Annotated in this window: 20 protein-coding genes; 13 read left to right on the plus strand and 7 right to left on the minus strand. The window is 63.3% G+C overall.

Features of this window, described 5'->3' with window-relative positions; genetic code table 11:
- Positions 1 to 15 precede the first annotated feature (15 nt).
- A complete protein-coding gene (locus U5A52_RS09970; RefSeq protein WP_321934654.1) occupies positions 16 to 1,536 on the plus strand; it encodes a sugar ABC transporter ATP-binding protein in 1,521 nt (506 codons plus the stop codon).
- A 35-nt stretch (positions 1,537 to 1,571) separates the two neighbouring features.
- Complete coding sequence (locus U5A52_RS09975) at positions 1,572 to 2,609, plus strand: ABC transporter permease (RefSeq protein WP_321934655.1); 1,038 nt, start codon at positions 1,572 to 1,574, stop codon at positions 2,607 to 2,609.
- A gap of 45 nt (positions 2,610 to 2,654) precedes the next feature.
- Here the strand turns inward: U5A52_RS09975 and U5A52_RS09980 are convergent, their stop codons facing one another.
- Positions 2,655 to 3,383 carry a DeoR/GlpR family DNA-binding transcription regulator gene (locus tag U5A52_RS09980; RefSeq protein ID WP_321908092.1) on the minus strand — a complete coding sequence of 243 codons (729 nt, stop codon included), beginning with the start codon at positions 3,381 to 3,383 and terminating at the stop codon, positions 2,655 to 2,657.
- 253 nt (positions 3,384 to 3,636) lie between these two features.
- Between U5A52_RS09980 and aldA the strand changes: the two genes are divergently transcribed.
- The 4 genes from aldA to U5A52_RS10000 all read left to right on the plus strand — a co-directional run bounded on the left by aldA (position 3,637) and on the right by U5A52_RS10000 (position 9,477).
- Positions 3,637 to 5,058, plus strand: coding sequence for an aldehyde dehydrogenase (gene aldA, locus U5A52_RS09985; protein ID WP_321934656.1), 1,422 nt, complete (start codon positions 3,637 to 3,639; stop codon positions 5,056 to 5,058).
- Positions 5,059 to 5,220: 162 nt separating this feature from the next.
- The gene (locus U5A52_RS09990) at positions 5,221 to 6,552 is read left to right on the plus strand and encodes an MFS transporter (RefSeq protein WP_415773770.1); all 1,332 of its coding nucleotides are present in this window, start codon (positions 5,221 to 5,223) and stop codon (positions 6,550 to 6,552) included.
- Between the two features lie 13 nt (positions 6,553 to 6,565).
- On the plus strand, positions 6,566 to 7,783 hold the full coding sequence (locus tag U5A52_RS09995) for a mandelate racemase/muconate lactonizing enzyme family protein (RefSeq protein ID WP_321908088.1): 1,218 nt from the start codon (positions 6,566 to 6,568) through the stop codon (positions 7,781 to 7,783).
- Between the two features lie 17 nt (positions 7,784 to 7,800).
- The gene (locus U5A52_RS10000; RefSeq protein ID WP_321934657.1) at positions 7,801 to 9,477 is read left to right on the plus strand and encodes a choline dehydrogenase; all 1,677 of its coding nucleotides are present in this window, start codon (positions 7,801 to 7,803) and stop codon (positions 9,475 to 9,477) included.
- On the opposite strand, the gene U5A52_RS10005 is transcribed toward U5A52_RS10000, so the two are convergent.
- The 5 genes from U5A52_RS10005 to U5A52_RS10025 all read right to left on the minus strand — a co-directional run bounded on the left by U5A52_RS10005 (position 9,450) and on the right by U5A52_RS10025 (position 14,585).
- A complete protein-coding gene (locus tag U5A52_RS10005; RefSeq protein ID WP_321908574.1) occupies positions 9,450 to 10,328 on the minus strand; it encodes a LysR substrate-binding domain-containing protein in 879 nt (292 codons plus the stop codon). The two genes, U5A52_RS10000 and U5A52_RS10005, sit on opposite strands and share 28 nt — an antisense overlap.
- Before the next feature lie 90 nt (positions 10,329 to 10,418).
- On the minus strand, positions 10,419 to 11,591 hold the full coding sequence (locus tag U5A52_RS10010; RefSeq protein ID WP_321934658.1) for an MFS transporter: 1,173 nt from the start codon (positions 11,589 to 11,591) through the stop codon (positions 10,419 to 10,421).
- Between the two features lie 7 nt (positions 11,592 to 11,598).
- Complete coding sequence (locus U5A52_RS10015; protein WP_321908082.1) at positions 11,599 to 12,423, minus strand: betaine/proline/choline family ABC transporter ATP-binding protein; 825 nt, start codon at positions 12,421 to 12,423, stop codon at positions 11,599 to 11,601.
- Between the two features lie 89 nt (positions 12,424 to 12,512).
- Complete coding sequence (locus U5A52_RS10020) at positions 12,513 to 13,478, minus strand: proline/glycine betaine ABC transporter permease (protein WP_321908080.1); 966 nt, start codon at positions 13,476 to 13,478, stop codon at positions 12,513 to 12,515.
- 69 nt (positions 13,479 to 13,547) lie between these two features.
- Positions 13,548 to 14,585: an ABC transporter substrate-binding protein gene (locus tag U5A52_RS10025; RefSeq protein WP_321908078.1), complete on the minus strand. Its 1,038-nt coding sequence runs from the start codon at positions 14,583 to 14,585 to the stop codon at positions 13,548 to 13,550.
- A 268-nt stretch (positions 14,586 to 14,853) separates the two neighbouring features.
- Between U5A52_RS10025 and fae the strand changes: the two genes are divergently transcribed.
- From fae to U5A52_RS10040, 3 genes are read left to right on the plus strand one after another with little or no spacing between them, the layout of a single operon-like run.
- Positions 14,854 to 15,375 carry a formaldehyde-activating enzyme gene (gene fae, locus U5A52_RS10030; protein WP_321934659.1) on the plus strand — a complete coding sequence of 174 codons (522 nt, stop codon included), beginning with the start codon at positions 14,854 to 14,856 and terminating at the stop codon, positions 15,373 to 15,375.
- Between the two features lie 28 nt (positions 15,376 to 15,403).
- A complete protein-coding gene (locus tag U5A52_RS10035) occupies positions 15,404 to 16,423 on the plus strand; it encodes an aldo/keto reductase (protein WP_321908075.1) in 1,020 nt (339 codons plus the stop codon).
- On the plus strand, positions 16,420 to 17,874 hold the full coding sequence (locus tag U5A52_RS10040) for an NAD-dependent succinate-semialdehyde dehydrogenase (RefSeq protein ID WP_321908073.1): 1,455 nt from the start codon (positions 16,420 to 16,422) through the stop codon (positions 17,872 to 17,874). Before U5A52_RS10035 ends, U5A52_RS10040 begins: the two co-directional genes overlap by 4 nt.
- A gap of 160 nt (positions 17,875 to 18,034) precedes the next feature.
- Here U5A52_RS10040 and cysS read toward each other — a convergent pair whose 3' ends face one another.
- On the minus strand, positions 18,035 to 19,441 hold the full coding sequence (gene cysS / locus U5A52_RS10045) for a cysteine--tRNA ligase (RefSeq protein ID WP_321908070.1): 1,407 nt from the start codon (positions 19,439 to 19,441) through the stop codon (positions 18,035 to 18,037).
- A gap of 425 nt (positions 19,442 to 19,866) precedes the next feature.
- Here cysS and U5A52_RS10050 point away from each other — a divergent pair, with 425 nt between their 5' ends.
- From U5A52_RS10050 to U5A52_RS10065, 4 genes are all read left to right on the plus strand, one after another.
- Positions 19,867 to 22,131 carry a hypothetical protein gene (locus U5A52_RS10050; protein WP_321908068.1) on the plus strand — a complete coding sequence of 755 codons (2,265 nt, stop codon included), beginning with the start codon at positions 19,867 to 19,869 and terminating at the stop codon, positions 22,129 to 22,131.
- A complete protein-coding gene (locus tag U5A52_RS10055) occupies positions 22,128 to 23,729 on the plus strand; it encodes a DUF2357 domain-containing protein (protein WP_321934660.1) in 1,602 nt (533 codons plus the stop codon). Before U5A52_RS10050 ends, U5A52_RS10055 begins: the two co-directional genes overlap by 4 nt.
- Positions 23,730 to 24,077: 348 nt before the next feature.
- On the plus strand, positions 24,078 to 24,740 hold the full coding sequence (locus tag U5A52_RS10060; protein ID WP_321908064.1) for a toprim domain-containing protein: 663 nt from the start codon (positions 24,078 to 24,080) through the stop codon (positions 24,738 to 24,740).
- Positions 24,737 to 25,306, plus strand: coding sequence for a 3'-5' exoribonuclease (locus tag U5A52_RS10065; protein ID WP_321908063.1), 570 nt, complete (start codon positions 24,737 to 24,739; stop codon positions 25,304 to 25,306). Before U5A52_RS10060 ends, U5A52_RS10065 begins: the two co-directional genes overlap by 4 nt.
- The last annotated feature ends 24 nt before the right edge of the window (positions 25,307 to 25,330 follow it).

A 25,330-nucleotide genomic window follows, 5' to 3' on the forward strand; every position in this document is an offset into this window, starting at 1 on the left:
TCACGAAGAGACGACATGGCTTCAGAACCGTTATTGCAGGTGCTCGGCGTGCACAAGCGCTTTACGGGCGTGCACGCCTTGCGAGGCGTCACGCTCGCGTTCGAGCGCGGGCAGATCTATCACCTGCTCGGCGAGAACGGGTGCGGCAAGAGCACGCTCATCAAGATCATCTCCGGTGCGCAACCGCCCGACGAAGGCGAACTCGTGATCGACGGCGCGCGCCATGCGCGGCTCTCGCCGCTCGAATCGCTTGCGGCGGGCATCGAGACCGTCTATCAGGATCTTTCGCTGCTGCCCAACATGAGCGTGGCGGAGAATGTGGGGCTCACGACCGAACTCGCGGAACATGCGGGGCGCCTTGCTCGCACGTTCGACCGCCGCGAACTCGCCCGCACGGCCGAGCGCGCGCTGAAGGCCGTGGGGCTGCCAGGCGACGCCGACTTTCAGGCGACGCTGATCGAGCAACTGCCGCTCGCCACACGCCAGCTCGTGGCGATCGCGCGCGCCATTGCGAGCGAAGCGAAGTTCGTCATCATGGACGAGCCCACGACCTCGCTCACGCAAAAGGAAGTCACCAACCTGATCGCCGTGCTCGCGCACTTGCGCGCGCAGGGCGTGACCGTGCTGTTCGTGAGCCACAAGCTCGACGAGTGCTACGCGATTGGCGGCGAAGTGATCGTGCTGCGCGATGGCCAGAAAGTGACGCAAGGCCCGATTACGAATTACACCAAGGCGCAGTTGAGCGAACTGATGACTGGCCGCGCGCTCTCCACCGAACGGTACCGCAACGTCGCGGCCGAAGCCGACGTGCTGCTCGACGTTCGCGGCCTTGGCCGCTCGGGCCTCTTTCGCGACGTGTCGTTCACGCTGCATCGCGGCGAGATTCTCGGCGTGACGGGCCTGCTCGATTCGGGCCGCAACGAACTCGCGCGTGCGCTTGCGGGCGTTGCGCCGGCCGACGCGGGCGAGATCGTGCTCGAAGGCCGCGCGATCAAGCTTGCCACGCCCGGTGACGCGCGACGCGCGCGCATTGGCTATGTGCCGGAAGACCGCCTGAACGAGGGCCTTTTCCTCGACAAGCCGATTCGTGACAACGTGATCACGGCGATGATCGCGAGCCTGCGCGACCGCTTCGGCCAGATCGACCGCGCGCGTGCGCGCGCATTGGCCGAGAACACCGTGAAGGAATTGCAGATCGCCACGCCCGATGTGGAAAAGGCCGTACAGTCGCTTTCGGGCGGCAACCAGCAGCGCGTGTTGATTGGCCGCTGGCTTGCCATCGACCCGCACGTGCTGATTCTGCACGGGCCGACCGTGGGCGTGGACGTCGGCTCGAAGGACATCATCTATCGCATCATGCAGCGGCTCTCGCAGCGTGGCATCGGCATTCTGCTCGTGAGCGACGACTTGCCCGAACTGCTGCAGAACTGCGACCGCGTGCTGATGATGCGTAAAGGCCGCCTCGCCGAAGAGCACCACGCCGTTGGCCTGACCGAGGCCGAGCTGTACCGCGCGCTGCTTGCCGAAGCGGCCTGAATCTCGCGTAACGTTTTGCCGGACACCGCATGAGCATGAATCAGATAATGAGCACGTCGTCCAACACCGTCGAAGTCGCGCGCCAGCGCGTGCCGCTCAACTGGCGCGCGAAGCTCGCCCGCAATCCCGAGTGGTTCACGGCCACGCTGATCGTCATGACCTGCGTGATCGTGGCCTCCATCAACCCGCGCTTTTTCCAGTGGGCGACGCTGTTCGACCTGCTGCACTCGGCGACGACCACGTCGTTGTTCGCGCTCGGCACGCTTGTCGTGCTGGCTTCGGGCGGCATCGATGTGTCGTTCACGGCCATCGGCGCGCTCACGATGTACGCGATCACGAAGGCCGTGTTCGCGTGGTGGCCCGACGCGCCGTTCGCGCTCATTCTGCTCACGGGCGCGGTGGGCGGCATCGTGCTCGGCGTGATCAACGGCATGCTCGTGCACCGGCTGCAAGCGCCGTCGCTGATCGTAACGATCGGTACGCAATACCTCTATCGCGGCCTGCTGCTCACCTTCGTGGGCACGACGTTCTTCATGAACATTCCGCACAGCATGGACCACTTCGGCCGCATTCCGCTCATTGCGTACAAGACCGCCGACGGGCTCAACGCGGTACTGCCCGTTTCCGCGATCGCGCTCGTGGCGGGCGCGATTCTCACGTGGTGGCTGCTCAACCGCACGATGATGGGGCGTGGCGTGTACGCCATGGGCGGCAGCACGGCCATTGCGGAGCGGCTCGGTTTCAACCTGCGCGCGATCCGGCTGTTCGTGTTCGGCTATACCGGGTTTCTCGCTGGCGTAGCGGGCATTTTGCACGTTTCGAACAACCGCCTCGCCAATCCGTTCGACCTCGTGGGCTCGGAACTCGACGTGATCGCGGCGGTGATCCTGGGCGGCGCACGCATTACGGGCGGCAGCGGCACGGTCGTGGGCACGCTGCTCGGCGTCGCGCTCGTTACGCTCATCAACAACGTGCTCATTCTCGTGGGCGTGCCGAGCACCTGGCAGAAGGTGATTGTCGGCGCGTTCATTCTGGTGGCGGGCACGCTGTTCGCGCTGCGCCGGCGTGGCTAAGCCAGCAGGCACTCAGAGCGACCGGCCTTCGTGGCCGGTCGGCGCTTAAGCGCCGTGCGCGCGCAGCGTTTGGCCTTTTTCGGTGATGATGGAGCTGAAGTCGTCCATCTGCGAAAAGCGCCACGCTTTCACGACGCCGTATTTGCTTGCGTCCACAACGAGATGGCTTTCCACGGCGCTGGCCATGGCGGCCTGCTTAAGCGCCACTTCGTGGAAGTTCCAGCATGTCACGCCGCGCGCGGCGTCCACACCCCCCGCTGAAATAAACGCCTTGTTGATGCCCATGCGGCGCAGCGTTTCAAGGCTCTCCTCGCCGGAAAACGAGTCCGACGACGGCACATATACGCCCCCCAGCAAGATCATGCGCACATTGGGCATGCGCCGCAGAATCTCGGCTACGTTGAGCGAATAACACACCGCCGTGATTTGCAACTGCGAAGGGATCAGGCGCGCGAGCGCCGCGAGCGTCGTGCCGCAGTCGATGAACACGGTGTCGTTCTGCGCGATGAGCCGTGCCGCGTGCGCCGACGCTTGCGCCTTGGCCTGCGCGAAGTGGTCCTTTTCGTGCTCGAGCGAGTAGCCGACGGTGTTGGGCACGTCCTGCGCGCTCACGATATAGCCGCCCAGATACGTGAAACGCTCGGGATTCGCGGCGATGTCGCGCCGCACGGTCATTTCGGAGACACCAAGCACGCTGGCGGCATCGCGCAGATGCATGACGTTGTGTTTGGCGAGCGCGTCGGCAAGGGCGCGCAGCCGGTCGGTTTTGGCCATGGAGTGGGTGCTGCGCGCCGGAATGGGCTGCCTTCCGGCGAGCGTTAGATTTGTTTCGTCCGCGTGATCGAATTATAACAAGCACGGCGTGCGAAGGCCACGCGCTTTGCTGCGCGCGGCTGCCGCGCGGCCTTCGGCGAGCATGCGTTTTTCGCATGCTTCGCCCGACAATTAATCGTTTGTCGCGTCCCGATGCCGCACGGATACTGCCCTCTCTCAAGAAGCGGCGGCAACGCCAAACCGGCAGCAATCCATGCGATCAGACCTCAATTTCATCAATGGGCAGTTCGTCGGCGCCGAAGGGCCGCGCATCGCTGTCCATAACCCCGCAACCGGCGACGCGATCGGTCAGGTGAGCGCGGCGAGCGCCGCCGATGCCATTCGTGCGGTCGAGGCGGCGAAGGCCGCCCAGCGTGGCTGGCGCAAGTTGCCCGCCGCCGAACGGGGCGTGATCCTGAACCGTTTTGCGGACGCGATCGTCGCGCGCGCGCCGAAGATCGGCGCGGCGCTGGCCGCCGAGTCGGGCAAGAGCGTCGCCGACGCAACCGCCGAAGCGCAATACGCCGCCGAAATCCTGCGCTACCACGCCCAATGGGCGCGCCGCATCGAAGGCGAGGTGATTCCGAGCGACAGCGCAAACGAAAACCTCATTCTCATGCGCGAGCCGATCGGCGTGGCCGCCTGCCTGATTCCGTTCAACTTCCCCGTGTACACACTGCTGCGCAAGATCGCGCCGGCGCTCATCACGGGCAACGCGGTGGTCGTGCGGCCGAGCAACAACACGCCGTCTTCGGCGTTCGAAGTGGCGCGCGCAGCGCAGGAAGCAGAACTGCCGCCGGGCATTTTCAACGTGCTGGCCATGGACCACGACACGGCGGCCGTGCTCTGCACGCACGCGGACGTCGGCATGATCACGCTCACGGGCAGCGTGAGCGCGGGCCGCAAGGTGCTCGATTACTGCAAGGAAAACATCGCCAAGCCGTCGCTGGAGCTGGGCGGCAAGACACCCGCGATCATCGAAGACGACGCCGATCTCGAAGCGGCCGCAACGGCCATCGTGCGCTCGAAAACCACGCATTGCGGCCAGCTTTGCACGGCGATCGAGCGTGTGTACGTGCACGCCAGCGTGCATGACCGCTTTGTCGCGCTGCTACGCGAGAAGATGAACGCCGTGCGCTTCGGCGACCGCGCCGAAGACGCAACCCGTATGGGTCCGCTCGTGAGCGCCAGCGCTCGCTCGGCGATCCACGCGATGGTCGAACGCGCGGTGGCGGAAGGCGCGAAGCTCGAAACGGGCGGTTACGTGCCTGAAGGCAAGGGGCATTTCTACCCACCCACGCTGCTCACGCATTGCCGCCAGGACATGGAGATCGTGCAGGAAGAGATCTTCGGCCCGGTGCTGCCGGTGCTGTCGTACGAGACGCTCGACGACGCGTTGCGCATGGCCAACGACCACCAGTTCGGCCTTTCGTCGGTGCTCTTTACGGAGCGCTACCGCTCGACCATGCGTGTGGCGAACGAGATCGAAGCCGGTGAACTGTACGTGAACCGCACGCCTGCCGATCCCTACCAGGGTTATCACGCTGGCTGGAAGCGCTCGGGTCTCGGCGGCGACGACGGCAAGCACGGCATGCTCGAATTCACGCAAACACGCCTTGTCGTGATGCCGTTCTGATCATTCGAGTTACTGATTAATCGTTGCAACAACGGCGCCCCTTGCACGGGTGCCACAAATGAAGAAATAGCGCCTCGCGCGGGCAACCGCCCGCTCGAAGGCGTCAGCCTTGCATGGGACCAGAGTAAGCGTTAAATCGCTGACTCCGGTCGACAGGAGACAATCTTGCAGAAGTCCATCGGAAAGCCCAATTCGGCGGCTGGCTCGCCGCGCGCCGAAACCTCATCGCTTGCGAGCGCCGCGTCTGGGTCCACGCAGCGCTACGTGCAATTGCTGCTGCTCGTGCTCGCCGCGGGCGGCATCTACCCGCTGCTGTATCTGCGTCAGGTCTATCAGACCACGATGCTCGACGTTTTCCGTATCGATAACGCTCAGCTCGGCTATCTCTACTCGGTGCTCGGCATCGTGTTCTTCGTGTGCTATCTGCCAAGCGGCTGGCTCGCCGACCGCGTCGCGCCGCGTCTGTTGATCTGCTTCTCGCTCATCGGCACCGGAGCGTTGGGCCTTTGGTACTCCACGGCGCCCTCGTTCAATGTGCTGCTCGTGATCTTTTGCTGCTGGGGCATTACCACCGGCCTCACGTTCTGGGCCTCGGTGCTCAAGCGCGTGCGCATGATCGCAGCGGCGAATGAACAAGGCCGTTTCTTCGGACTGCTCGACGGTGGACGCGGGCTCGTCGAGGCGCTGCTCGCCACCGCGGCGCTCGCGCTCTTCGCAGCCGCGACCGGTTCGGGCCGCGGTGAAGCAACGGGCCTGCGCCACGTGATCTATCTGTATTCGTTCACGTGTATCGGCCTTGGCGCGTTGATGAGCTTCTTCAAGGACCCCGCGCCCGCGCAGGCCGAAAGCAAGTCGGCCGAAGCGAATGCCAGGGGCTCGCTTTGGCGCGATCTGGCGACGCTCGCCTCGATTCCGCAACTCTGGCTCATGGCTGCTGTGGTGTTCTGCGGCTATCAGATCTTCTGGGCGACCTACAGCTTCTCCGCGTATCTCCAGCAAGGCGAGATGCATATGAGCGTCGTGGCTGCCGGCATGGTCACCACCGCGAAACTCTGGATGCGTCCCATCGGCGGCATTGGCGGCGGCTTTCTCGGCGACCGTCTCTCGAATCTGCGTGTGCTGATCTGGGCGCTGTTTCTCGCCGTCGCGGGGCTGATCGGCCTGATCCTGTTGCCTGCGCTGCGCAACATGGCGTTGCTCGGTGCGGTCGTGCTGTTCATCGGGCTCATGACGTATGCGATTCGCGGCCTCTACTGGACGCTGCTCGACTACTGCGCCATTCCCATGCGCATAACGGGCCTCGCCATCGGTCTCGTTTCGCTGATCGGCTATTCGTCGGACATCTTCCTGCCGCTCGTGAACGGCTATATCACCGAGCACTACGCGGGCATGCTCGGCTACCAGATCTATTTCGCCTATGTGGCCGCCATCGGCACGCTCGGCGGCATCGCTGCGCTCGTGCTCAAGCGCATGACCCACTCCAAACCTGCCTGAAACAGCCTGAACCATGAAAGTCGTTGCAATTGAAACGCACATCGTTGCGGTGCCCCCTCCGCATCTCGGCGGCATGTACTGGATCTTCGTCACGTTGAAAACGGATTGCGGCATCGAGGGCGTGGGCGAAATCTACTCCGCCACGTTCCACCCCGACGTGATGGTGCGCGCGATCGAAGACGTCTTCACGCGCTATCTGCTCGACCACGACCCGCATCGTGTCGAGCGCCTGTTCCGCGAGGCGTATTCGAGCGGCTTCACGCAGCGCCCGGACCTCACGATGATGGGCATCGTGAGCGGCCTCGAAATGGCGTGCTGGGACATCATCGGCAAGGCGGCGGACCAGCCCGTGCACGCGCTGCTCGGCGGCATGGTGAACGAGCGTCTTCGTTCGTACACCTACCTGTACCCGAAGAACGCGAAAGGCGAATACGATTACGACGACCCGGACCTCGCTGCACAATGCGCGGCCGAGAACGTGAAGCGTGGCTTCACCGCGGTCAAGTTCGACCCGGCGGGTCCGTACACGGCCTACTCGGGGCACCAGCTCTCGCTGGAAGTGCTCGACCGCTGCGAAACGTTCTGCCGCAAGGTGCGTGAAGCGGTTGGCAGCAAGGCCGACCTGCTGTTTGGCACGCATGGCCAGATGGTGCCTTCTTCGGCAATCCGGCTGGCGAAGCGGCTCGAAAAGTACGACCCGCTGTGGTTCGAAGAGCCGGTGCCGCCGGGGCAGGAAGAGGCCATCGCCAATGTCGCGAAGCACACGTCGATTCCCATTGCCACGGGCGAGCGCCTCACCACGAAATACGAATTCCACAAGCTGTTGCAGGCGGGCGGTGCGTCGATCCTGCAATTGAACGTGGCGCGCGTGGGCGGCTTGCTCGAAGCGAAGAAGATCGCCACGCTGGCTGAGGTGCACTACGCGCAGATCGCGCCGCATCTGTACAACGGGCCCATCGGCGCGGCGGCGAGCATTCAGCTGGCGGCCTGCACGCCGAACTTCCTGATTCAGGAAAGCATTGGCACGTGGGACGGTTTCCACGCGCAAGTGCTCAAGCAGCCCATTCAGTGGGAAGACGGCTACATCATTCCGTCGAAGGCACCGGGCCTTGGCGTCGAACTCAACATGGACGTTGTGCGTGCGCACTCGCCCTATACGGGCAAGCGTCTGCATTTGCAGATGGCGAGCCAGCCCGCCGACGTGCGCGACACCTCGCCTGCACGCGGCTGATCTGCCGGAGCACACAGATGAACTACGACTACATCATCGTCGGCGCCGGTTCGGCGGGCTGCATTCTCGCGGAGCGGCTTTCCGCTTCCGGCCGGCATTCGGTGCTGCTGCTCGAAGCGGGCGGACCTGACGATTCGTTCTGGTTCAAGATCCCGATCGGCTTCGCCAAGCTGTACTACAACAAGCAGTACAACTGGATGTATTACAGCGAGCCGGAGCCGGAGCTTGCCAACCGGCAGATCTACGCGCCGCGCGGCAAGGTGCAGGGCGGCTCGGGCGCGATCAACGCGATGATCTACGTGCGCGGCGCCGCGCGCGACTACGATGACTGGGCCGCTGCGGGCAATGCGGGCTGGTCGTACCAGGAAGTGCTGCCGTACTTCCGCAAGCTCGAGTCGCATCCGCTTGGCGATACGCCGTGGCACGGCGCGAACGGCCCGGTGCGCATCACGCCGATGAAGGACGGTGCGCATCCGGTCTGCCGCACGTTTGTCGAAGGCTGCACGCAACTGGGCTACGAGCGCAACGACGACTTCAACGGCGCACGGCTCGAAGGCGTGGGTATCTACGACGTGAATACGCGCGACGGCAAGCGCGATTCGAGCAGCGTGGCGTATCTGCATCGCGCGGGGCACCGCTCGAACCTGAAGATCGAGCATCATGCGCGCGCCACGCGTGTGCTGTTCGACGAGAGCAAGCAACGCGCCGTTGGTGTGGAGATCGTTCAGCAGGGCGTAAAGCGCACGTTCCACGCGAACCGCGAAGTGATCGTCGCGGCGGGCGCGGTCGATTCGCCGAAGCTGCTGCAGCTTTCGGGCGTGGGCCCGCGCGCGCTGCTTGCGAAGCACGGCATTAACGTGGTGCACGAGTTGCCTGCAGTGGGGCAGAACCTGCAGGATCACCTGTGTGTGAGCTTCTACTATCGCTCGCGCGTGAAGACGCTCAACGACTCGTTCAGCAGCTGGGCGGGCAAGCTCAAGTTCGGCCTGCAGTATGTGTTCCAGCGCAAGGGACCGTTCTCGATGAGCGTGAACCAGTCGGGCGGCTTCTTCCGCACCAGCGAAGCTGAGGCGCACCCGAACATGCAGCTGTATTTCAATCCGCTGTCGTATCGGATTCCTAAGTCAAATCGCGCGCAGCTCACGCCGGAGCCGTACTCGGGCTTTCTCGTCTGCTTCAATCCGTGTCGGCCCACGAGCCGCGGCTCGGTGGAGATCGCTTCGGCGAACGTGGAAGACGCGCCGAAAATTCGCGGCAACTACCTCTCGACGCAGAAGGACCGCGACGAGGCGATTGCAGGCAGCCGCCTCGTGCGCAAGCTGATGACGGCGCGCGCGTTGCAGGACATTACCGTTGCCGAGGTGACGCCCGCAGGCGAAGTGACCGACGACGCGAGCATGCTCAAGTTCTTCCGCGAGCAAAGCGGCTCGATCTATCACCTGTGCGGCACCTGCGCGATGGGGCCGGACCCGCGCACGGCGGTCGTGGACGCGCGCCTGCGCGTGCATGGCATCGAAGGCTTGCGCGTGGTCGATGCATCAATCTTTCCAAATATCACATCGGGCAACACGAACGCGCCCACGATGATGGTCGCGGAAAAGGGCGCGGATCTGATTCTGGAAGACGCGGATCAGGCGATTGCCGCGAAGGCCGTCGCGCAGGGCCGTCAGCGCATGGCGGCGATTTCGTCCTGAAGCCACTGCCGGAAAAGCTTGAGCGGCTTCGAAGCCTTTTGTTCGGGCCGCACGACGAACCAGTATGACTGGCGGCCGTCCACGTGGATGTCGCGCACGGGCGCGAGCAGGCCTTGGGCCAGCTCGTGCTCGATCATGTGGCGGTCGGCCATCGTCACGCCGAGCCCTTCGATGGCCGCGCGGATCGCGTGATCGAGCAGGTCGAATTCGTAGCCGCCCGAGGTGTCCACGTCCTCGATACGCGCGGCGTCGAGCCAGTGCCGCCACGTGAGATAGCGCTGGTTGTCGCCCGCGAGCACGTGCAACAAGGTTTGCTGCGTGAGGTCGACGGGCCCATGAGCGAGCAGCGCGGGCGAGCACACGGCAATGTGCGACTCGTGCATCAGCAGCGAGCTGTCGAGGCCTTCCCATTCGCCATCGCCAAAGCGGATCGCGCAGTCCAGCGCCGTGGAATCGGCCAGACTGTCCTGCAGATGCGTGGTGAGGCTCAGCTCCAGTTCGGGATGGCGCGCGCGCAGCCGCGTGAGGCGCGGCACGAGCCAGCGGCTCGCGAAGGTGGGCGGCGCATTCACGCGCAGGCGGTTCAGGTCGCTTTTCTGCTGGATCGTGCGCACCGTCAACTCGATGCGGTCGAACGACTGCTGGAGCGTGCGCAGCAGCGCGCGCCCGGCATCGGTCAGTTCGAGCCGGTGGTGATGGCGCTCGAGCAGCGCCTCGCCAAGCTGTTCCTCCAACTGGCGCACCTGGCGGCTCACCGCGCTCTGCGTCACGTTCAGCTGCTCGGCGGCGCGGGTGAAGCTGCCGCTCGTGCCTGCCGCCTCGAACGCCTTCAGGGCGTTCAGCGCCGGCATCTTTCGCTTCAAGGTCGTCTCCTCGCTCCAGGCGCCATCTCGAAATGACGCCTCATGCAAACGACGCAGTATACCGGCCCGCACCGCCAATCAGGCGCCCCGCGCGCGTGAGAGTGCGGCCAGCGCAAGCGTGACGACGAGCGCGAACACGTAAAGCCCGCCCGCTCCCAAAAGACGCATGAACAACGAAGCGACGGTAGGACCGGCCGCGCCGCCGAGCGAGAAGACGAGCAGCAGCGTCGCGCTCGTCTGCACGCGCCGCGACTGATCGACCCGGTCGTTCACGTCGGAGACGATTACGCCGTACAGCGTGAAGGTGAGCGCGACATAGAGAAAGAGCAGCGTATCGACGAAAGCGGGCGCGCGCAGGACGGCGAGCGCCGCGGCCGCGCACGCGGAGACAAGCGAGATCAGGCCGAGCGTGGCGCGTCGCCCGAGGCGGTCGGAGAGCCGCCCCACGGGCCACTGCGAAAGCAGTGCGCCGATCAGCACGACACCCATGGCGCGCGAAATACTGCCAGGCGGATAACCGATGCGCGCGAGATACACCGGCGTGAGCGCATAGAACGCACTGGAAAGCAGCCCCGCGCCAATGCAGGCCGGCACGCTGCGCGGCGCGACGCGATGCAACTCGCGCAGGCCGTCGAGCAGCAGCGTGGGGCGCTTGGGCGTGGCGAGCGCGGAGTCCGGCGGCCTGGCTGCGGCCGCGGGCAGGGTGCCTTCGGCCGATTGCCATTCGCCGATCAACGCCACGGGAATGAGCGCGACCACGAACAGGCCGTTCACCAGCGCGTGCTCGAAAATGCCGCCGGGCGCGCCGAGCCCCAGCAGGAACTGCCCGGCGCTCACACCGAGATACGTGAGCACGAGATAGAGCGCGAACGCGCGCCCGCGCCGCTCGTTCGGCACGGCGCCGTTCACGCCGCTTTCGATCGACGTGAACACGCCCACCATGCTGAAGCCGGTAATGAGCCGCAGCACGGCCCAAACGTCAGGGGAATCAAAGGAGAGATAGCCGAGCGCCGCCAGCGCGGCGAGCGCGCCGAAGCCGATGAAGGCGCGTTGCGGCCCGATGCGCCCAACGATCGGGCCGAGCCCCAGCGCGCCGACGATAAAGCCGACGTAGTAGCACGATTGCACGAGGCCGACGGCGAGCGCGGTCTGCTCGCCGTGCAGCATGCGCAGCGAGATCAGCGTCGTGAGAAGGCTGTTCCCGCAAACGAGGATCGTATAGCCGCCCAGCAGGCCGATGAGCGCCCGCATCTACGGCTTAGTGCGTGGTCCCGGCGCGGCGCTCGACGAAGCGCCGCACGTAGTCGTCGGCGGGGCGGTGCAGGATGTCGTCGGGGGTGCCGCACTGGATCAGGCGGCCGTCGCGCAGAATGGCGATCTGGTTGCCTATGCGCAGCGCTTCGTCGAGATCGTGCGTGATGAACACGATCGTTTTCTTGAGCGTGGCCTGGAGTTCGAGCAGCTGGTCCTGCATTTCGGTGCGAATGAGCGGATCGAGTGCCGAGAACGCTTCGTCCATGAGCAGCACGTCGGTGTTCGCGGCGAGTGCGCGGGCGAGGCCCACGCGCTGGCGCATGCCGCCAGAAAGCTCGTCGGGGTAGTGGTCGGCATAACCCGAAAGACCGACCTTGCCGAGCCATTCGCGTGCGCTTGCCTGCGCTGCTGCCTTCTTTTCGCCGCGCGTGGCGAGCGCATACGCGGCATTGTTGAGCACCGTCTGGTGAGGCAGGAGTCCGAAGCTCTGGAACACCATGCTCACGCCGTAACGGCGCAGATTGCGCAGGCCGTTGTCGGAGAGTTTGAGCACGTCCTTGCCGTCGATCAGGATCTCGCCCACGGTCGGCTCGATGAGCCGGTTGAAGTGGCGCACCAGCGTGGACTTGCCCGAGCCCGAAAGGCCCATGATCACGAAGATCTGGCCAGAGCCGATCGACAGGCTCACGTCGTTCAGGCCCACGTTGCAGCGCGTCTTTTCGAGGACCTCGGCCTTGCCCGCGCCGCCGCGCAGCAGGTCGAGCGCGCGCTGGCTTGCGTCGCGTGTGCCGAAGATCTTGTAGACATTCTTGACTTCGATGCCGCTCATGATCGTTACCTCATTCCATGCTCATTGCGTATGCGGGATGCGCCGGCCGGATCGCTTCCATTGTGCCGGCGCTTGTGCCTTCGCGTTCGTTATTTGGCCGGCTGGCTCGCCAGGTCGCTGGCCTTGGCTGCTTGCGCGCTGTCGCTTTCCTGCTCGCGAACGCGGCGAAACGGAATGCGCGAGGGCTGCTTCTGCTTGCGCGCGAGGCCGCGTGTGCGCCGGCCCTGGCCATAGCCCTGGCTGATGCGGTCGATCACGATCGCGAGAATCACGATCGCGACGCCCGCCTGCGTGCCCTTGCCCACATCGAGCGTTTGAATGCCCGCGAGCACGTCTTCGCCAAGACCGCGCGAACCGATCATCGAGGCGATCACGACCATGGAAAGCGCCATCATCGTGGTCTGGTTGATACCGGCCATGATGCTGGGCCGCGCGAGCGGCAACTGCACACCAAAGAGCAATTGCATGCGCGTGGTGCCGAACGCGCGCGCGGCCTCGACGATTTCCCCATCCACGTGGCGAATGCCGAGATCGGTCAAGCGAATGAGCGGCGGCAGCGCGTAGACGACCGTGGCGAGAATGGCGGGCACCTTGCCGAGGCCGAACAGCATGAGCACCGGGATGAGGTACACGAAGCTCGGCAGCGTTTGCATCACGTCGAGCACCGGCAGCAGCACGCGGCGCAGCCCGCTGCTCGAAGCCGCGAGAATGCCGAGCGGCACGCCGAGCATGACCGAGATGAGCGTGGCGACCACCATCAGCGCGAAAGTCTGCATGAGCTTGTCCCACAGCCCGAAGCAGCCGATCAGCCAGAGCAGGACGACGAACAGCAGCGCCACGCCGATGCGCCGCGACGCATGCCAGCCGAGCAGGCCCACGGCCGCGAGCACGACAATGGGCGGCGTGGCGCGCAACAGGCCTTCGAGCGGCACGAGCAGGTCGCGCAGCATGAGCACGCTGAAGTTGTGGAACGCGTCGCCGTAGCGTTGCACGAACGCGGCGACCTGGTCGTTGACCCAGTCGGCGATCGAGAGGTGAAGAAAGGGAGATCCCATAGTGAGCCTCATTCTGCGTGTGTCATGTGATGCGTACCGTCTTGCGGCCGGTTTCGTGGCTTATGTGGCTTACGTGCGCAGGCCAGCCTGCACGCGCGCCGCGACTTCCGGCGTGACCCATTGCTTCCAGATTTCCGGATGCTGCTCGAAGAACGTGCGCGCGACCGTGGAGGCGTCGAGCTTCTTGTCGTGCATTTGCTGGACCAGTTGCTCGTCGAGCGCGAGCGGCAAGCTGACCTTGCCGAAGAACGCCACCGCGTCGGGTTGCGCATCGTAGAAGGGCGTAGAGACCGCGACCTTCAGATGCGACACCTTGAATGCGGAAGCGCACGGCGTGCCCTTCGGGTCGGCGATGGTGTTCCAGCAGGCGTCGGAATACGGCGCACTCTCCAGTTGCACGAAGCGGTACTTCGCCATCAGGCCGGCGGGCTGCCAGTAGTAGAAGAGAATGGGCTTGCCGCGCTCGTAGGCGGAGGCGATGGCCGCGTCGAGCGCGCCGCCGGTGCCGGGGCGGAAGTTCGTGTAGTCGTCGCCGAGCTTGTAGGCCGTGAGCAGGCGATTGTTGAAGCGCTCGCAGTCCCAGCCCGCCGGGCAGTTGTAGAAGCGGCCCTTGCCGGGTTCTTCGTCGTCGGTGAAGAGGGATTTGTACTGCGGCAGTTGCGCGACGGAGCGCAGTTGCGGCGCCATGGGCTTGATGCCGCGCTTCGGGTCGCCGTTGATCACGTAGTCGGGGACGTACCAGCCTTCCTTGTCGCCGCCGGGAATCAGTTCGCCCACGAGCTTCACGCTGCCGTCCTGCAAACCGCGCGCGACGATGGGGCTGCGGCCCGTCCAGTGCTCGGCCCACACCTGCAGGTCGTTTTTCGTGAGCGCCGTTTCGGTGGCGGCCGTGGCGCCGGGCACGACTTCGGTCTTGCAGCCGTAACCCTTCTCCAGCACCGTGCGCACCATTTCGGTCATCAGTGCGCCGCTTTCCCAGGTGATTTGCGCGAGCTTCACGGTTTTGCCTGCCTCGCACCAGCCGGGGGCGGCAAAGCTGCTCGTGGCCGCGCTGGTCAGCGCGAGGGCGGCGGCAATACGTACGCCTGCCAGCGTGATACGTCTCATGTCGTCTCCAGTTTTATAGGCACGATGGGCCGTGCTTTTCGAATCGATCCGACCAGAGTCTAGCCGTGGCATTTCGGGTTGCGAAAGCCACGAATAGTCATCGATGCATTACCTGATCTCATGCCACTTTCAGCGCGCGAATGACTCAGGTACGAGCGATGACTGCGCGTCATGCCCCCATGAGATTTCATAGCTTTTGAGCGCTTGCGGCGTGTGCTGGAATGCGGCTGGCCAATTCGAACTCACGACACAGGAGACGGAGTCAAACATGAAAGACCTGCAAGTCTATATCGGCGAAGGTTTCGCTGGACCAGGCGTAAACGCTGCTCACATCAACATCATGATCGGCCCGCGCAACGGCCCCGTGGGGCAGGCGTTTACGAACAGCTTGTCGTCGCCTTCGCAAGGCCACGTGCCGTTCATGGTGGTGGCGCAGCCCAACGTGCCGGTCAAGCCCGCCACGCTCTACGTGAACAAGGCCGACATTCGCGGCGACCTGCACGGCAACGCCACGTGGGGCGCGTCGCAAGCGGCCATTGCGAAGGCCGTGACGGAAGCGATGCTCGACGGCACGCTGCCGCCGCAAGCGGAAAACGAATGGTGCGTCGTCACGGCGAACTGGGTGAACTGGTCGTGCGACGACCTCGACGCCGTGTACGAGAACAACTACGTGGCCTGCAAAACAGCCATCCGCGCCGCGATGAACGGCCTGCCCAAGCTCGACGAGATTGCGAAGATCAAGGATCAGATCAGCAATCCGTTCTACACCCCGAAGGCCAAGGCGGCCTGAGCCGCGCAAATCGTTACAGGTGACTACGATGCAATACGTGCAACTTGGCCGCTCCGGCCTGAAGGTGTCGCGCCTGTGCCTCGGCACGATGAACATGGGCACGCCCGACTGGAAGCCGTGGATTTACAACGAAGAGCAGAGCGAGCCGATCGTGCGCCGCGCGCTCGAAGCGGGCGTGAACTTCATCGACCTCGCGGACTTTTATTCGACGGGCGTGGGCGAGGAAGTGGTGGGGCGCATCGTGCGGCGCCTCGCGAAGCGCGACGAACTCGTGCTCACGACCAAGGTCGGCTATCCGATCGGCAATGGCGTGAATAACCAGGGGCATTCGCGCAAGCACATCATGGAAGGCATAGACGGGTCGCTGCGCCGGCTGCAAACCGACTACGTCGACATCTACATGCTGCATTACTTCGACGTGAACACGCCTGTCGAGGAAACCATGGATGCGCTCAACGACATCGTGCGCGCGGGCAAGGCGCGTTATATCGGCGTTTCGACGATGTTCACGTGGCAGTTCGCCAAGATTCTGCAGGCGTGCGAGCGCTATAACTTCGCACGACCAATCAATATGCAGTTGCAGCTGAACTGCGCGTATCGCGAAGAAGAGCGCGAGATGATTCCGTTCTGCCAGGACCAGGGCGTAGGCGTTTCGGTGTTCAGCCCGCTCGCACGCGGCCTGCTTTCCGGCGACGCGAAGTCGGTGCGCAACCAGACCGACTTCTTCACCGTGCAAATGTACGACGACGAAGCCTCACGCAATATCGCGCGTTCGGTGGCGGAAGTCGCTTCGGCGCGCGGCGTGTCGAGCGCGCAGATCGCGCAGGCGTGGGTGCTGGGGCGCGCGGGTATTTCGTCGATGCTCGTGGGCGCGGACACCGTCGCGCAGTTCGAGAGCGCGCTCGCCGCGCTCGACACGCAACTGAGCGCCGACGAGCTTTACGAACTCGAGCGCAACTATACGCCGTGCGACGTGATCAACGACTACGTGAGCGCGCGCATTCCGCGTGTGCCGCGCGCGGCGCGACGCCTGGAGATCGCAGCATGATCGAAGGCCTCAAGGAAACGCGCCTGTGGCGCACGTCGAGCTTCATCGACGGCGAGTGGGTCGCAAGCGAAGCGACCTATGCGGTCGTCGACCCGGCCACGGGCGCGCCGCTCGCACAAGTGGCCCGCGCCGGTGCGCGCGAAGCGCTGCAGGCCGTGGCGGCGGCGTCGCACGCGTTCCCCGCGTGGCGCGACGCCACGGCGGCGGAGCGCAGCGCGAAGGTGCGCCGCTGGGGCGAGCTGATGCAGGTGCATCGCGAAGACCTCGCGCGCATCATGACGGCCGAGCAGGGCAAGCCCTATGCGGAAGCGCTGGGTGAAGTGGCCTACGCGGCGAGCTTTCTCACGTGGTTCGCGGAGGAAGCGCGCCGTGCCTACGGCGACGTGATTCCCGCGCCGAAGAAGGGCGCGCGCATCGTCGTGACGAAGGAGGCCGTGGGTGTGGTCGGCGCGATCACGCCATGGAATTTCCCGCTCGCCATGGTCACGCGCAAGGCTGGCCCCGCGCTCGCTGCGGGTTGCACGATGGTGCTCAAGCCTTCGGAGGAGACGCCGCTTTCGGCGTTCGCGCTCGCCGAACTGGCGCTCGAGGCGGGCATTCCGCGCGGTGTGTTCAACGTCGTGTCGGGCGATGCACCGGCCATTGGCGACACGCTCATGGCCTCGAAGGCCGTGCGCAAGATCTCGTTCACGGGGTCGACGCGCGTGGGCAAGCTGCTCATGCGCGCCGCCGCCGATACGGTGAAGAAAGTCTCGCTCGAACTGGGCGGCAATGCGCCTTTTATCGTATTCGACGACGCCGATCTCGACGCTGCCGTGGAAGGCGCGATGGCCTCGAAATTCCGCAACACGGGGCAGACCTGCGTATGCGTGAACCGCTTCTACGTGCAGGCCGGCGTGCACGACGCGTTTGTCGAGAAACTCGTGAAGGCGGTGCGCGCGCTGCGTGTGGCGGGCGGCATGGAGCCCGGCGCCACGCAAGGGCCGCTCATCAACGGCGCCGCGCTGCGCAAGGTCGAGGCGCACGTGAGCGACGCGCTCGAGAAAGGTGGCGCCATTGTGTGCGGCGGCCGCGCGCATGCGCTGGGCGGCACGTTTTACGAGCCCACGGTCATTACGGGCGCGCACGGCGGCATGATGCTCGCGCATGAGGAGACGTTCGGGCCCGTGGCGGCGGTGTTCCGCTTCGAGACCGAAGAGGAAGCGATCCAGGCGGCGAACGATACGGAGTTCGGGCTTTCCGCGTACTTCTATGCGCGCGATATTGGGCGCGTGTGGCGCGTCGCGGGCGCGCTGGAAAGCGGCATGGTGGGCATCAACGAAGGCATTCTCTCGACGGAAGTCGCGCCGTTTGGCGGCGTGAAGGAGTCGGGGCTCGGGCGCGAAGGCTCGAAGTACGGGCTCGATGAGTACCTTGAAACGAAGTACCTGATGATGGGCGGGCTTGGCTGATTTTCCGCGAGGTTGCCACGTCTGGCAGGTTTTTGGTGGAGGCCGCCGCGCAATTGCGCGGCGGTTTTCTTTTGCGGGCTTCAGCGGAGGCTCTGTTCAACCTCAGGCGGTCAGCCGATCCCTATGCAGACCAGACGCTCAGATGACGCCAATTCAGTCATCAATCGTGCCTGATATCTGCCGAGTCTGCGGGGATTCCGATTAGGCGCTGCCCTTCTTTGCTGTCCTCGACTCGCCAGCCCCGCGCGTTCAACGCGTCCCGCATTGCATCGGATTTTGCCCAGTCCCTTACCGCTCTGGCCTGCTCGCGCTCGCCAAGCAAGGCCCGGACGTCTTCCGGAATATCAGACACAAGCGGCTTCCAGTTGCGAAGCCCGAGACCTAGCACCGAATCGAAGCTGTCCACGGTGGCTCGCAAGATCGCGGGGGGCAGAGGACGCTTGACGAGTTGCCACAGCACGGCCAGCGCCCGCGGCAGATTCAGGTCTTCGTTCACTTCCGCGTCGAAGCGTGCGGCGAAGTCAGGGTCGACACGCCCCCCTTCCGGCCAGCTCGAATAGAGGTGCCTCAGCCGGTTCAAAGCCGTCTGCGCCGCATCAAGCGACGCCCAGCTGAAATGCAGCTTGCTTCGGTAGTGGGCTGTCAGGCACAGGTAACGAAACGCGACCGGATCAATATTGCCGCTACGCAGGGTCTGGAGACGAATGAAGTCGCCGCTCGACTTGGACATCTTTGCGTTGGCATCAAGCGTCAGAAAGTGTCCGTGCATCCAGAAGTTCGCGAGCCGCGTACCGCGTGCCGCCTGAGTCTGCGCAATCTCATTGCTATGATGGACTGCAATATGGTCTTCACCGCCGCAGTGAAGATCGAACCAGTTGCCAAGGTATTTCGCCGCCATGGCCGAGCACTCGATATGCCAGCCTGGAAATCCCCGGCCCCATGGGCTATCCCATTCCATCTGGCGCGTGGTGCCAGCCGGAGCAAACTTCCACAATGCGAAATCCGTATTGCTCTTCTTGCTGCCCACTGCGACGCGCTTGCCTGCCTGAAGGCCGGTGCGATCGAGCCGGGCCAGGAAGCCATAATCGTCCTGCTTGCTGGTGTCGAAATACAAACCGTCACCGGTCCGATACACGTAGCCCGCCCGTTCGAGTTCGCCGATGAACTCGATCTGTTCCGCGATGTGATCGGTCGCGCGGCACCAAACAGTCGGCTCCAACAGGTGAAGCGCTCGCCAGTCCGTGACGAAGGCGTCGGTGTAGCGCCGCGCGATGACCCACGCAGACTCTCCGGCACGCCGGCTGCCTTTTTCCATTTTGTCTTCGCCTTCGTCAGCATCCGAAGTCAAATGCCCGACGTCGGTGATATTGACGACATGCCGAACCTCATATCCGTTGCGAATCAGCGTGCGGCGCAGGAGGTCCTCGAACACATAGGTTCTCAGATTGCCGATATGGGCATAGTCATAGACGGTGGGGCCGCAGCAATACATACCAACTGTGCCGGCATGGATTGATTTGAACGGGCGCACCGTGCGCGACCAGGTGTCATATAGCACGAGCGGCATCGAATTCTCCGTCCAGAAAGGATTGGGACAAAACAAAAGGCCGCCGGTTTCTCAACGGGCGGCCAGAAGGCGATTGATTCAACGTGTCGCTAGATCGCTAGACGCAGCGCCCTCCTGGCATGTCCTGACAACATGCGTGAACCAGCAAAGAGAGGAAGTGGCTGAGAATAGGCATAGCGTTAATCCTAGCGTCTATTGTTTGCGCAGGTCAACACTGCCGAATGACTGCTTCGGCAAATACTTTCCGATGACCGCTCATGACCGGCTGCCGTCTGATCGGCCTATCACCGCAACATCGATTCTGGTATCAGGGTAGATATGACAGCGAGGTGCCGCGCGCGACCACCCTCTTCGGGATAGCATGCACACTTCGACCCCGGTGCCTTCGAGCACGTCAGCCCAACGCAAGATTGCAGGCTTTCGATATGAGAGAAAAAACACAGGACCTAAGTTCCGACGAGGCGCTGACAGAAGCAATTGCCGCAACGCTGGCGGAGTCGGCGAGCGAGGCGAAGGCGTGGTATCCGCGCCTTCGCGCGCACCTGGCAAGAGTCGCCGCGGCGACGACGGCTGACTTTTCCGATAAAGATTTTCTCGAAGCCCTCTGGAGCGACGAGTCCGTTTCGGCGACGGGCATGGGTAGTGTCAAAGTGGGGCCCGCGCTCGAGGATTCAGCGTTTCGCGAATGGTTCAGCCACGCCTACAGCGCTGCGCTCCCCTCGGACGACGCTCAGATCGAGACGCATCTGACCGCGTTGTACGGGGAACTGGAGCAACGCTTGGGCGAGAAGTGCGGTCGCGTCGCCCGTCTCAAACTCAATCGAGTGTTGTGCGCACGTTTCCCGCAGCATTTAACAACAGTCGCGGATACGGGGGCCCTCAAGGTCCTTCATCGTTCGATGGGCGGAGCGTCGAGCGATCATGCCATTCACGCGCATCTCACCATCAGACGGCGCATAGACGAAGTGCTCGGTCCGATCGATCCCAACAAGACCGATGGCGATCTCGAGCGCTTGTCATTGCCGTGGTACTTGTATCAACACATAGCCGACGATGCGCAAACCGAGACGAATGCTTCTTCGGGAGATTCCACTCCGACTTCGACCAGTCTGCGGCCGCTGCCGGCACCACTGCGGCGCAAGGGACTAACTGCGCTCAAGGGCTACTTTGGCACGTTGCTCGAATTCGTCCAGATCTTGAAGGACGGCCTGACCAGAGAGGAACTGGCCGACGAAGTCAGGCGCAGCAATGCCAACTTATCGGAAAGCAGCGTCAGTACGACCATCAGCACGATTACCCGGGAATTTGATCTTTGTGTCCGTGAGGGGAACGAATACCGCCTGAACCGGCGTGGTTTCAATCTGCTCGACACGCGCGACCCCGACGAGTTCGTCGATCATCTGCTCACGCGTATTCTCGGCATAGACCATGCTATCAAGGCGCTTCAGGAAGGTCCCTTGCCACTCGTGGATCTGGTCAAGACCGTCAAGCACGTCAATCCGGGCTGGACTTCGGACTTTATGCCGCGCTCGATCATCGCCTGGCTTGTCAGCCTCGATGTCGTCGCGCAGGATGCTTCGAACAGGTGTGTGCTGACGGAACGAGGGAACGTGTGGGCTGGCAAGATCACTTGGCCCCTCGAATCGCTGTCGCTCGCTTCAGCGCCGGTAACGCCGATGCTCGAGACTACTGGCGCCGTAGTGAAAGTCCCAGCTTTTGCCGAGATCGCACTGACGCTGGAAACGATCAACGGTGGGAAGTTTCTGTTTCCGAACGATCTCGTTCGTCAACTTCACGTCGGGCTTTGGTCTCATCCCGTACGGCACTTCGCCGTACTAACTGGAATCTCCGGCTCCGGAAAAACCCAGCTCGCATTGAACTATGGTGCGGCACTATGCGGAGGCGAAGACGCGCAATCGGAGCGCGTCCGTGTCATCCCGGTTCAACCGGGCTGGTTCGATCCAACGCCACTTTTCGGCTACGTTAGCCCCCTGAGCCAACAGTACTGTTCGGCCCCCTTTCTGGAACTGTTCCTGCGCGCCGCACAGGACCCTGAGCGGCCCTATGTGGTCATACTCGACGAATTGAATCTGTCGCATCCGGAGCAGTACCTCGCGCCGCTTCTGTCCGCCATGGAGACACGTGGTTGGATCGATCTGCACGAATTGCCTGAGGATGCAACGGATGTGCCACAACGTATCCAATATCCTGCCAATCTCGCGGTTATCGGAACGCTGAACATGGACGAGACCACGCATGGCCTATCGGACAAAGTGCTAGACCGTGCATTCACACTGGAATTCTGGAACATCAGTGTCGATGCCTTTCCGGGCTGGAATCGATTCGAATTGTCTTCGGGCTTGCAGAACTCCTTGCGCGAACTGCTTGCGGAGCTGAGTGAAGCGCTCGCCCCTGTCCGGCTGCACTTTGGCTGGCGCACCATCGAGGACGTGCTCAGTTATATGAAGCTCGCTATCGAGGCCGGTGCGGCGGAGCGCGATGCGCTCGACGCGGTCATCTACGCGAGAGTCCTGCCAAAGCTGCGAGGCGAGAGCACCGAGAGATTTCATCAGGCCCTCACGTCGACGCAAGCGGCGCTGCTCAAGAAGGATCTGAAGCGTTGTGCGAACAAGGTTGCTGCACTGTTGGTCGATCTGAAAGAGACTGGCACGGCCAGATTCTGGCGATGAGCTTCGAAGATGCGCAGTCCAACGGTGTGCTCCTGAAAGTTTCTTTGCCTGGCGACCAGACGCCCACGGCGACCTATGCAGCAGGGTCTCTCATCGTCGGACTGCGGGAATGCGAACCATGTCAGATTGAAATTGTGAATGCGCGGCACGCGAGATTGTTCATCGATGACGTGGAGGTTCGGCAAGACGAGCACGGCCGGTTCGCGTGGACGCCGACATTCTTCGCGGGACGCGTCGAAATCGTCGTGGCGATTGATCAGGACAATGAAATTGCTTTCCATGCCGTTGTCGGACCGTCGATCAGCAAGATGATTGATGAGCAGTTCGATGCGATGATCGATGAGATTCGCGCGTTCCGGGCGGCGCTCCTGCTCGGAATCTCGAGTGCCACGACGACATTTGGAAGCGAGTTTGGCACGCATGCATTCGAACGGCTGGTTCTACTGGCCCGGCTGAAGCGCTATGCGCCCGGTTTCCTCCGAAGTCTTCGCGCGATTTGTCGCATGCCGCACCGCTCGATACTTTATGGCGAGCACCGGATTCCTCTTTCGCGCGCGAAACGTCTTCATCCACTTGCGCTGCGCGAGCCGCGCATCGCCGCGGTCGTCGCGAGACGAGCTGTCGACACCGCGCCTCTCGATTCTCTGCAGGTCGCCACGCCAACGGCCGTGCAGACTTTCGACACACCCGCCAATCGCGCACTGAAAGCGCTCGCCATTCGACTGGAAACGCGCATTACCGACCTTCTGGACTCAGTGCAGGATAGCCGGCTGGAGGGTGACATAGCAGAGCAACAGCTTCGACGGCCACGACGAGTCCGCTTTCTTTCCGGATTGTTACGAGAACTGAAGCCGCTATTGGCACAGGAGCCGTTTTCCAGCGCTTCGCGGTTGGAAACGTCGGCCGCCAGCCTGACGCAAATCTCGGCACAGCCCCTCTACAGCAGCGCGTATCGACAAGGCAACCGGGCTTTGCTGCGAGGCGTGGATGGCACGAACGATCAGAGCCCGCTGTATGTCAGTCCGACTTGGGGCGTGTATGAAACATGGTGCTTCGCCCATTTGCTTGGCAGGGTCGCGCAATCAGTAGGCCAGTCTGCATGGCGGATCTTGCGCTCAGGTATCGTGAGTGCTGCCGAGTCCTATGAGTTGACGCTTGCGGACGGCAGGTTGCTCGAGGCGCACTTTCAGGCGAACTTCCGGTCGAGCTACCCGGAGGCCGGCCGGCAGGGGTGGAGTTTGTCGCGTTCGCGTATTCCTGACATCGTATTTGTGCTCAGGGGAGAAGGCGCATGTTCATTTCTGGTGCTGGACGCCAAATATCGAAGGTACCGCGAGAACGTGCTCGAAGCGATGGAATCCGCGCACATCTACCATGACTCGCTTCGTGTCGATCTTCAGCGTGCGGACTTCTGCGCGCTATTGCTGCCCGCCGCGCCGGATCTACCACATCTCGAGCGTGATGCGTTCCTCATCGAGCATGGTGTTGGAACGTTCAGTCATTTCGCGCCAGGTGGTCAGGGCGTCAAGCGCTGTGTTGATTTCCTCACCGCCTGGATCAACGGGTTCGGGCGCAATCATCCGCATGCTGCAAGCTGACGCACACATCGCCGCGATGGAGCAGCCCTTCTGTGGCATCGGTGTTCTTCCGTGCACCTTGTCGAGCCAGTCCGACTCGCTCCAGGATGGATTCGCGTCTCCAGCGGCGAGTTGAACGGTCGTTTGTTGGCGATGCGAACATATGTTTGGCAGCCTCTGTGAGGCGGTCAATCCGACAAGGCTTTGTGGCAAGAGCAGCCTCGTGCGCATACACTGATACATCAAGACGCAAGACGTGTATCGGAATTCGTTAAATGCATAGTGGTGCATTTGGTCGAACGCTGTATGCGACCCAATCAAGAGAGCGGCCGGAGCCGTTTGCACGTGGGCAGTGGCACGCCAACGCACATGGCCCAGTCTGGATTCGTCGATAGCCTGCGGATGCCGCGCTCCGGTGATTTACCGGACGAGCGCATTGCGCGAGCTGCGCCGCTCGCCGCCACGCCGGGCGAGGCATACGTCGAGCGTCGCGGCATTCCGCTCGCCGTCGCCGACGCGGCCGGCATGCGCTTTGATCCCGACTGGGACGGCCGCGCCGCGGTCCTGATCGGCTTGTATGACTGCGAGGGAGCGCTCACTGCGGTTCACGGCCGCTATCTTACGACCTTGCGCGGCCAAAACAAGATGCTGACGGTCGGTCGCGGTGGCGGCGTGGCCAACGTCGGCGAAGGCTGGCATGCGAGACACCTCATTCTGGTCGAAGGCATCTTCGATGCGCTTTCGCTCGCCACATGCGGATGGCCCAGCGTCGCCACCATCGGCCGCTGGGCTTCGTGGTTGCCGCAGGTCTGCGCACAGCGTGCGGTGTGGCTGGGCTTCGACGCGAACGCGCCAGGCGATCGTGAGGCGGCGCGCTATGCGCAGTTGCTTGCTCAATCGAGCATCTCACGTTTATTGCCGCCGCCGCGCTGCAAAGACTGGAACACCGCGCTCGCCAAGCGCGGGAGCGCTACCGTCGCGCGCTGGTTGCGCGATCATGTTGCAGACACCAATGAGACAAGCATCCGATGAGCGGCAAAACCAGAACCGAAGTCTATGTCAGCACCGACGTCGAGGTCGACGGTCCAATTCCCGGGCCGCATTCGATGTTGAGTTTCGCGTCGGCGGCATACGGCGCCGACAAGGTGCTGCATGGCACGTTTTCTGCCAACCTCGAATTGCTACCAGGTGCGAGCGGCCATCCCGACACGCTCGCGTGGTGGCGCGAACATCCCGAGGCCTGGGAAGCATCGCGGACGAATCAGCAGCCCCCGCAATCAGCGATGACCGAGTATGTCGCGTGGCTCGAGTCGCTACCGGGGCTACCCGTGTTCGTCGGATATCCGGCAGCCTTTGATTTTATGTTCGTGTACTGGTACATGATGCGGTTTGTGGGGCGAAGTCCTTTCAGCTTTTCCGCGCTCGACATCAAGACCATGGCCATGATGCTTCTGCGCAGGGAGTATCGCCGCAGCACGAAGAGCGCGATGCCCAAGCGCTGGTTTGACGACGTGCCGCATCGCCATGTTGCACTTGACGATGCGCTCGAGCAGGGCGCACTGTTTTGCAACATGCTCAGAGAGAGCCGCGAGCGCTGAGCGCCGCCTCGGTGATCCATCGCC

The organism is Paraburkholderia sp. J8-2, assembly GCF_905220195.1.
Taxonomy (GTDB): Bacteria; Pseudomonadota; Gammaproteobacteria; order Burkholderiales; family Burkholderiaceae; genus Paraburkholderia.

Bases quoted from the DNA above. Each gene is read 5' to 3' on its own strand.
- U5A52_RS09970 (WP_321934654.1), top strand. From the start codon at position 16: ATGGCTTCAGAACCGTTATTGCAGGTGCTCGGCGTGCACAAGCGCTTT.
- U5A52_RS09975 (WP_321934655.1), top strand. From the start codon at position 1,572: ATGAATCAGATAATGAGCACGTCGTCCAACACCGTCGAAGTCGCGCGC.
- U5A52_RS09980 (WP_321908092.1), bottom strand. From the start codon at position 3,383: ATGGCCAAAACCGACCGGCTGCGCGCCCTTGCCGACGCGCTCGCCAAA.
- aldA (WP_321934656.1), top strand. From the start codon at position 3,637: ATGCGATCAGACCTCAATTTCATCAATGGGCAGTTCGTCGGCGCCGAA.
- U5A52_RS09995 (WP_321908088.1), top strand. From the start codon at position 6,566: ATGAAAGTCGTTGCAATTGAAACGCACATCGTTGCGGTGCCCCCTCCG.
- U5A52_RS10000 (WP_321934657.1), top strand. From the start codon at position 7,801: ATGAACTACGACTACATCATCGTCGGCGCCGGTTCGGCGGGCTGCATT.
- U5A52_RS10005 (WP_321908574.1), bottom strand. From the start codon at position 10,328: ATGCCGGCGCTGAACGCCCTGAAGGCGTTCGAGGCGGCAGGCACGAGC.
- U5A52_RS10010 (WP_321934658.1), bottom strand. From the start codon at position 11,591: ATGCGGGCGCTCATCGGCCTGCTGGGCGGCTATACGATCCTCGTTTGC.
- U5A52_RS10015 (WP_321908082.1), bottom strand. From the start codon at position 12,423: ATGAGCGGCATCGAAGTCAAGAATGTCTACAAGATCTTCGGCACACGC.
- U5A52_RS10020 (WP_321908080.1), bottom strand. From the start codon at position 13,478: ATGGGATCTCCCTTTCTTCACCTCTCGATCGCCGACTGGGTCAACGAC.
- U5A52_RS10025 (WP_321908078.1), bottom strand. From the start codon at position 14,585: ATGAGACGTATCACGCTGGCAGGCGTACGTATTGCCGCCGCCCTCGCG.
- fae (WP_321934659.1), top strand. From the start codon at position 14,854: ATGAAAGACCTGCAAGTCTATATCGGCGAAGGTTTCGCTGGACCAGGC.
- U5A52_RS10035 (WP_321908075.1), top strand. From the start codon at position 15,404: ATGCAATACGTGCAACTTGGCCGCTCCGGCCTGAAGGTGTCGCGCCTG.
- U5A52_RS10040 (WP_321908073.1), top strand. From the start codon at position 16,420: ATGATCGAAGGCCTCAAGGAAACGCGCCTGTGGCGCACGTCGAGCTTC.
- cysS (WP_321908070.1), bottom strand. From the start codon at position 19,441: ATGCCGCTCGTGCTATATGACACCTGGTCGCGCACGGTGCGCCCGTTC.
- U5A52_RS10050 (WP_321908068.1), top strand. From the start codon at position 19,867: ATGAGAGAAAAAACACAGGACCTAAGTTCCGACGAGGCGCTGACAGAA.
- U5A52_RS10055 (WP_321934660.1), top strand. From the start codon at position 22,128: ATGAGCTTCGAAGATGCGCAGTCCAACGGTGTGCTCCTGAAAGTTTCT.
- U5A52_RS10060 (WP_321908064.1), top strand. From the start codon at position 24,078: ATGGCCCAGTCTGGATTCGTCGATAGCCTGCGGATGCCGCGCTCCGGT.
- U5A52_RS10065 (WP_321908063.1), top strand. From the start codon at position 24,737: ATGAGCGGCAAAACCAGAACCGAAGTCTATGTCAGCACCGACGTCGAG.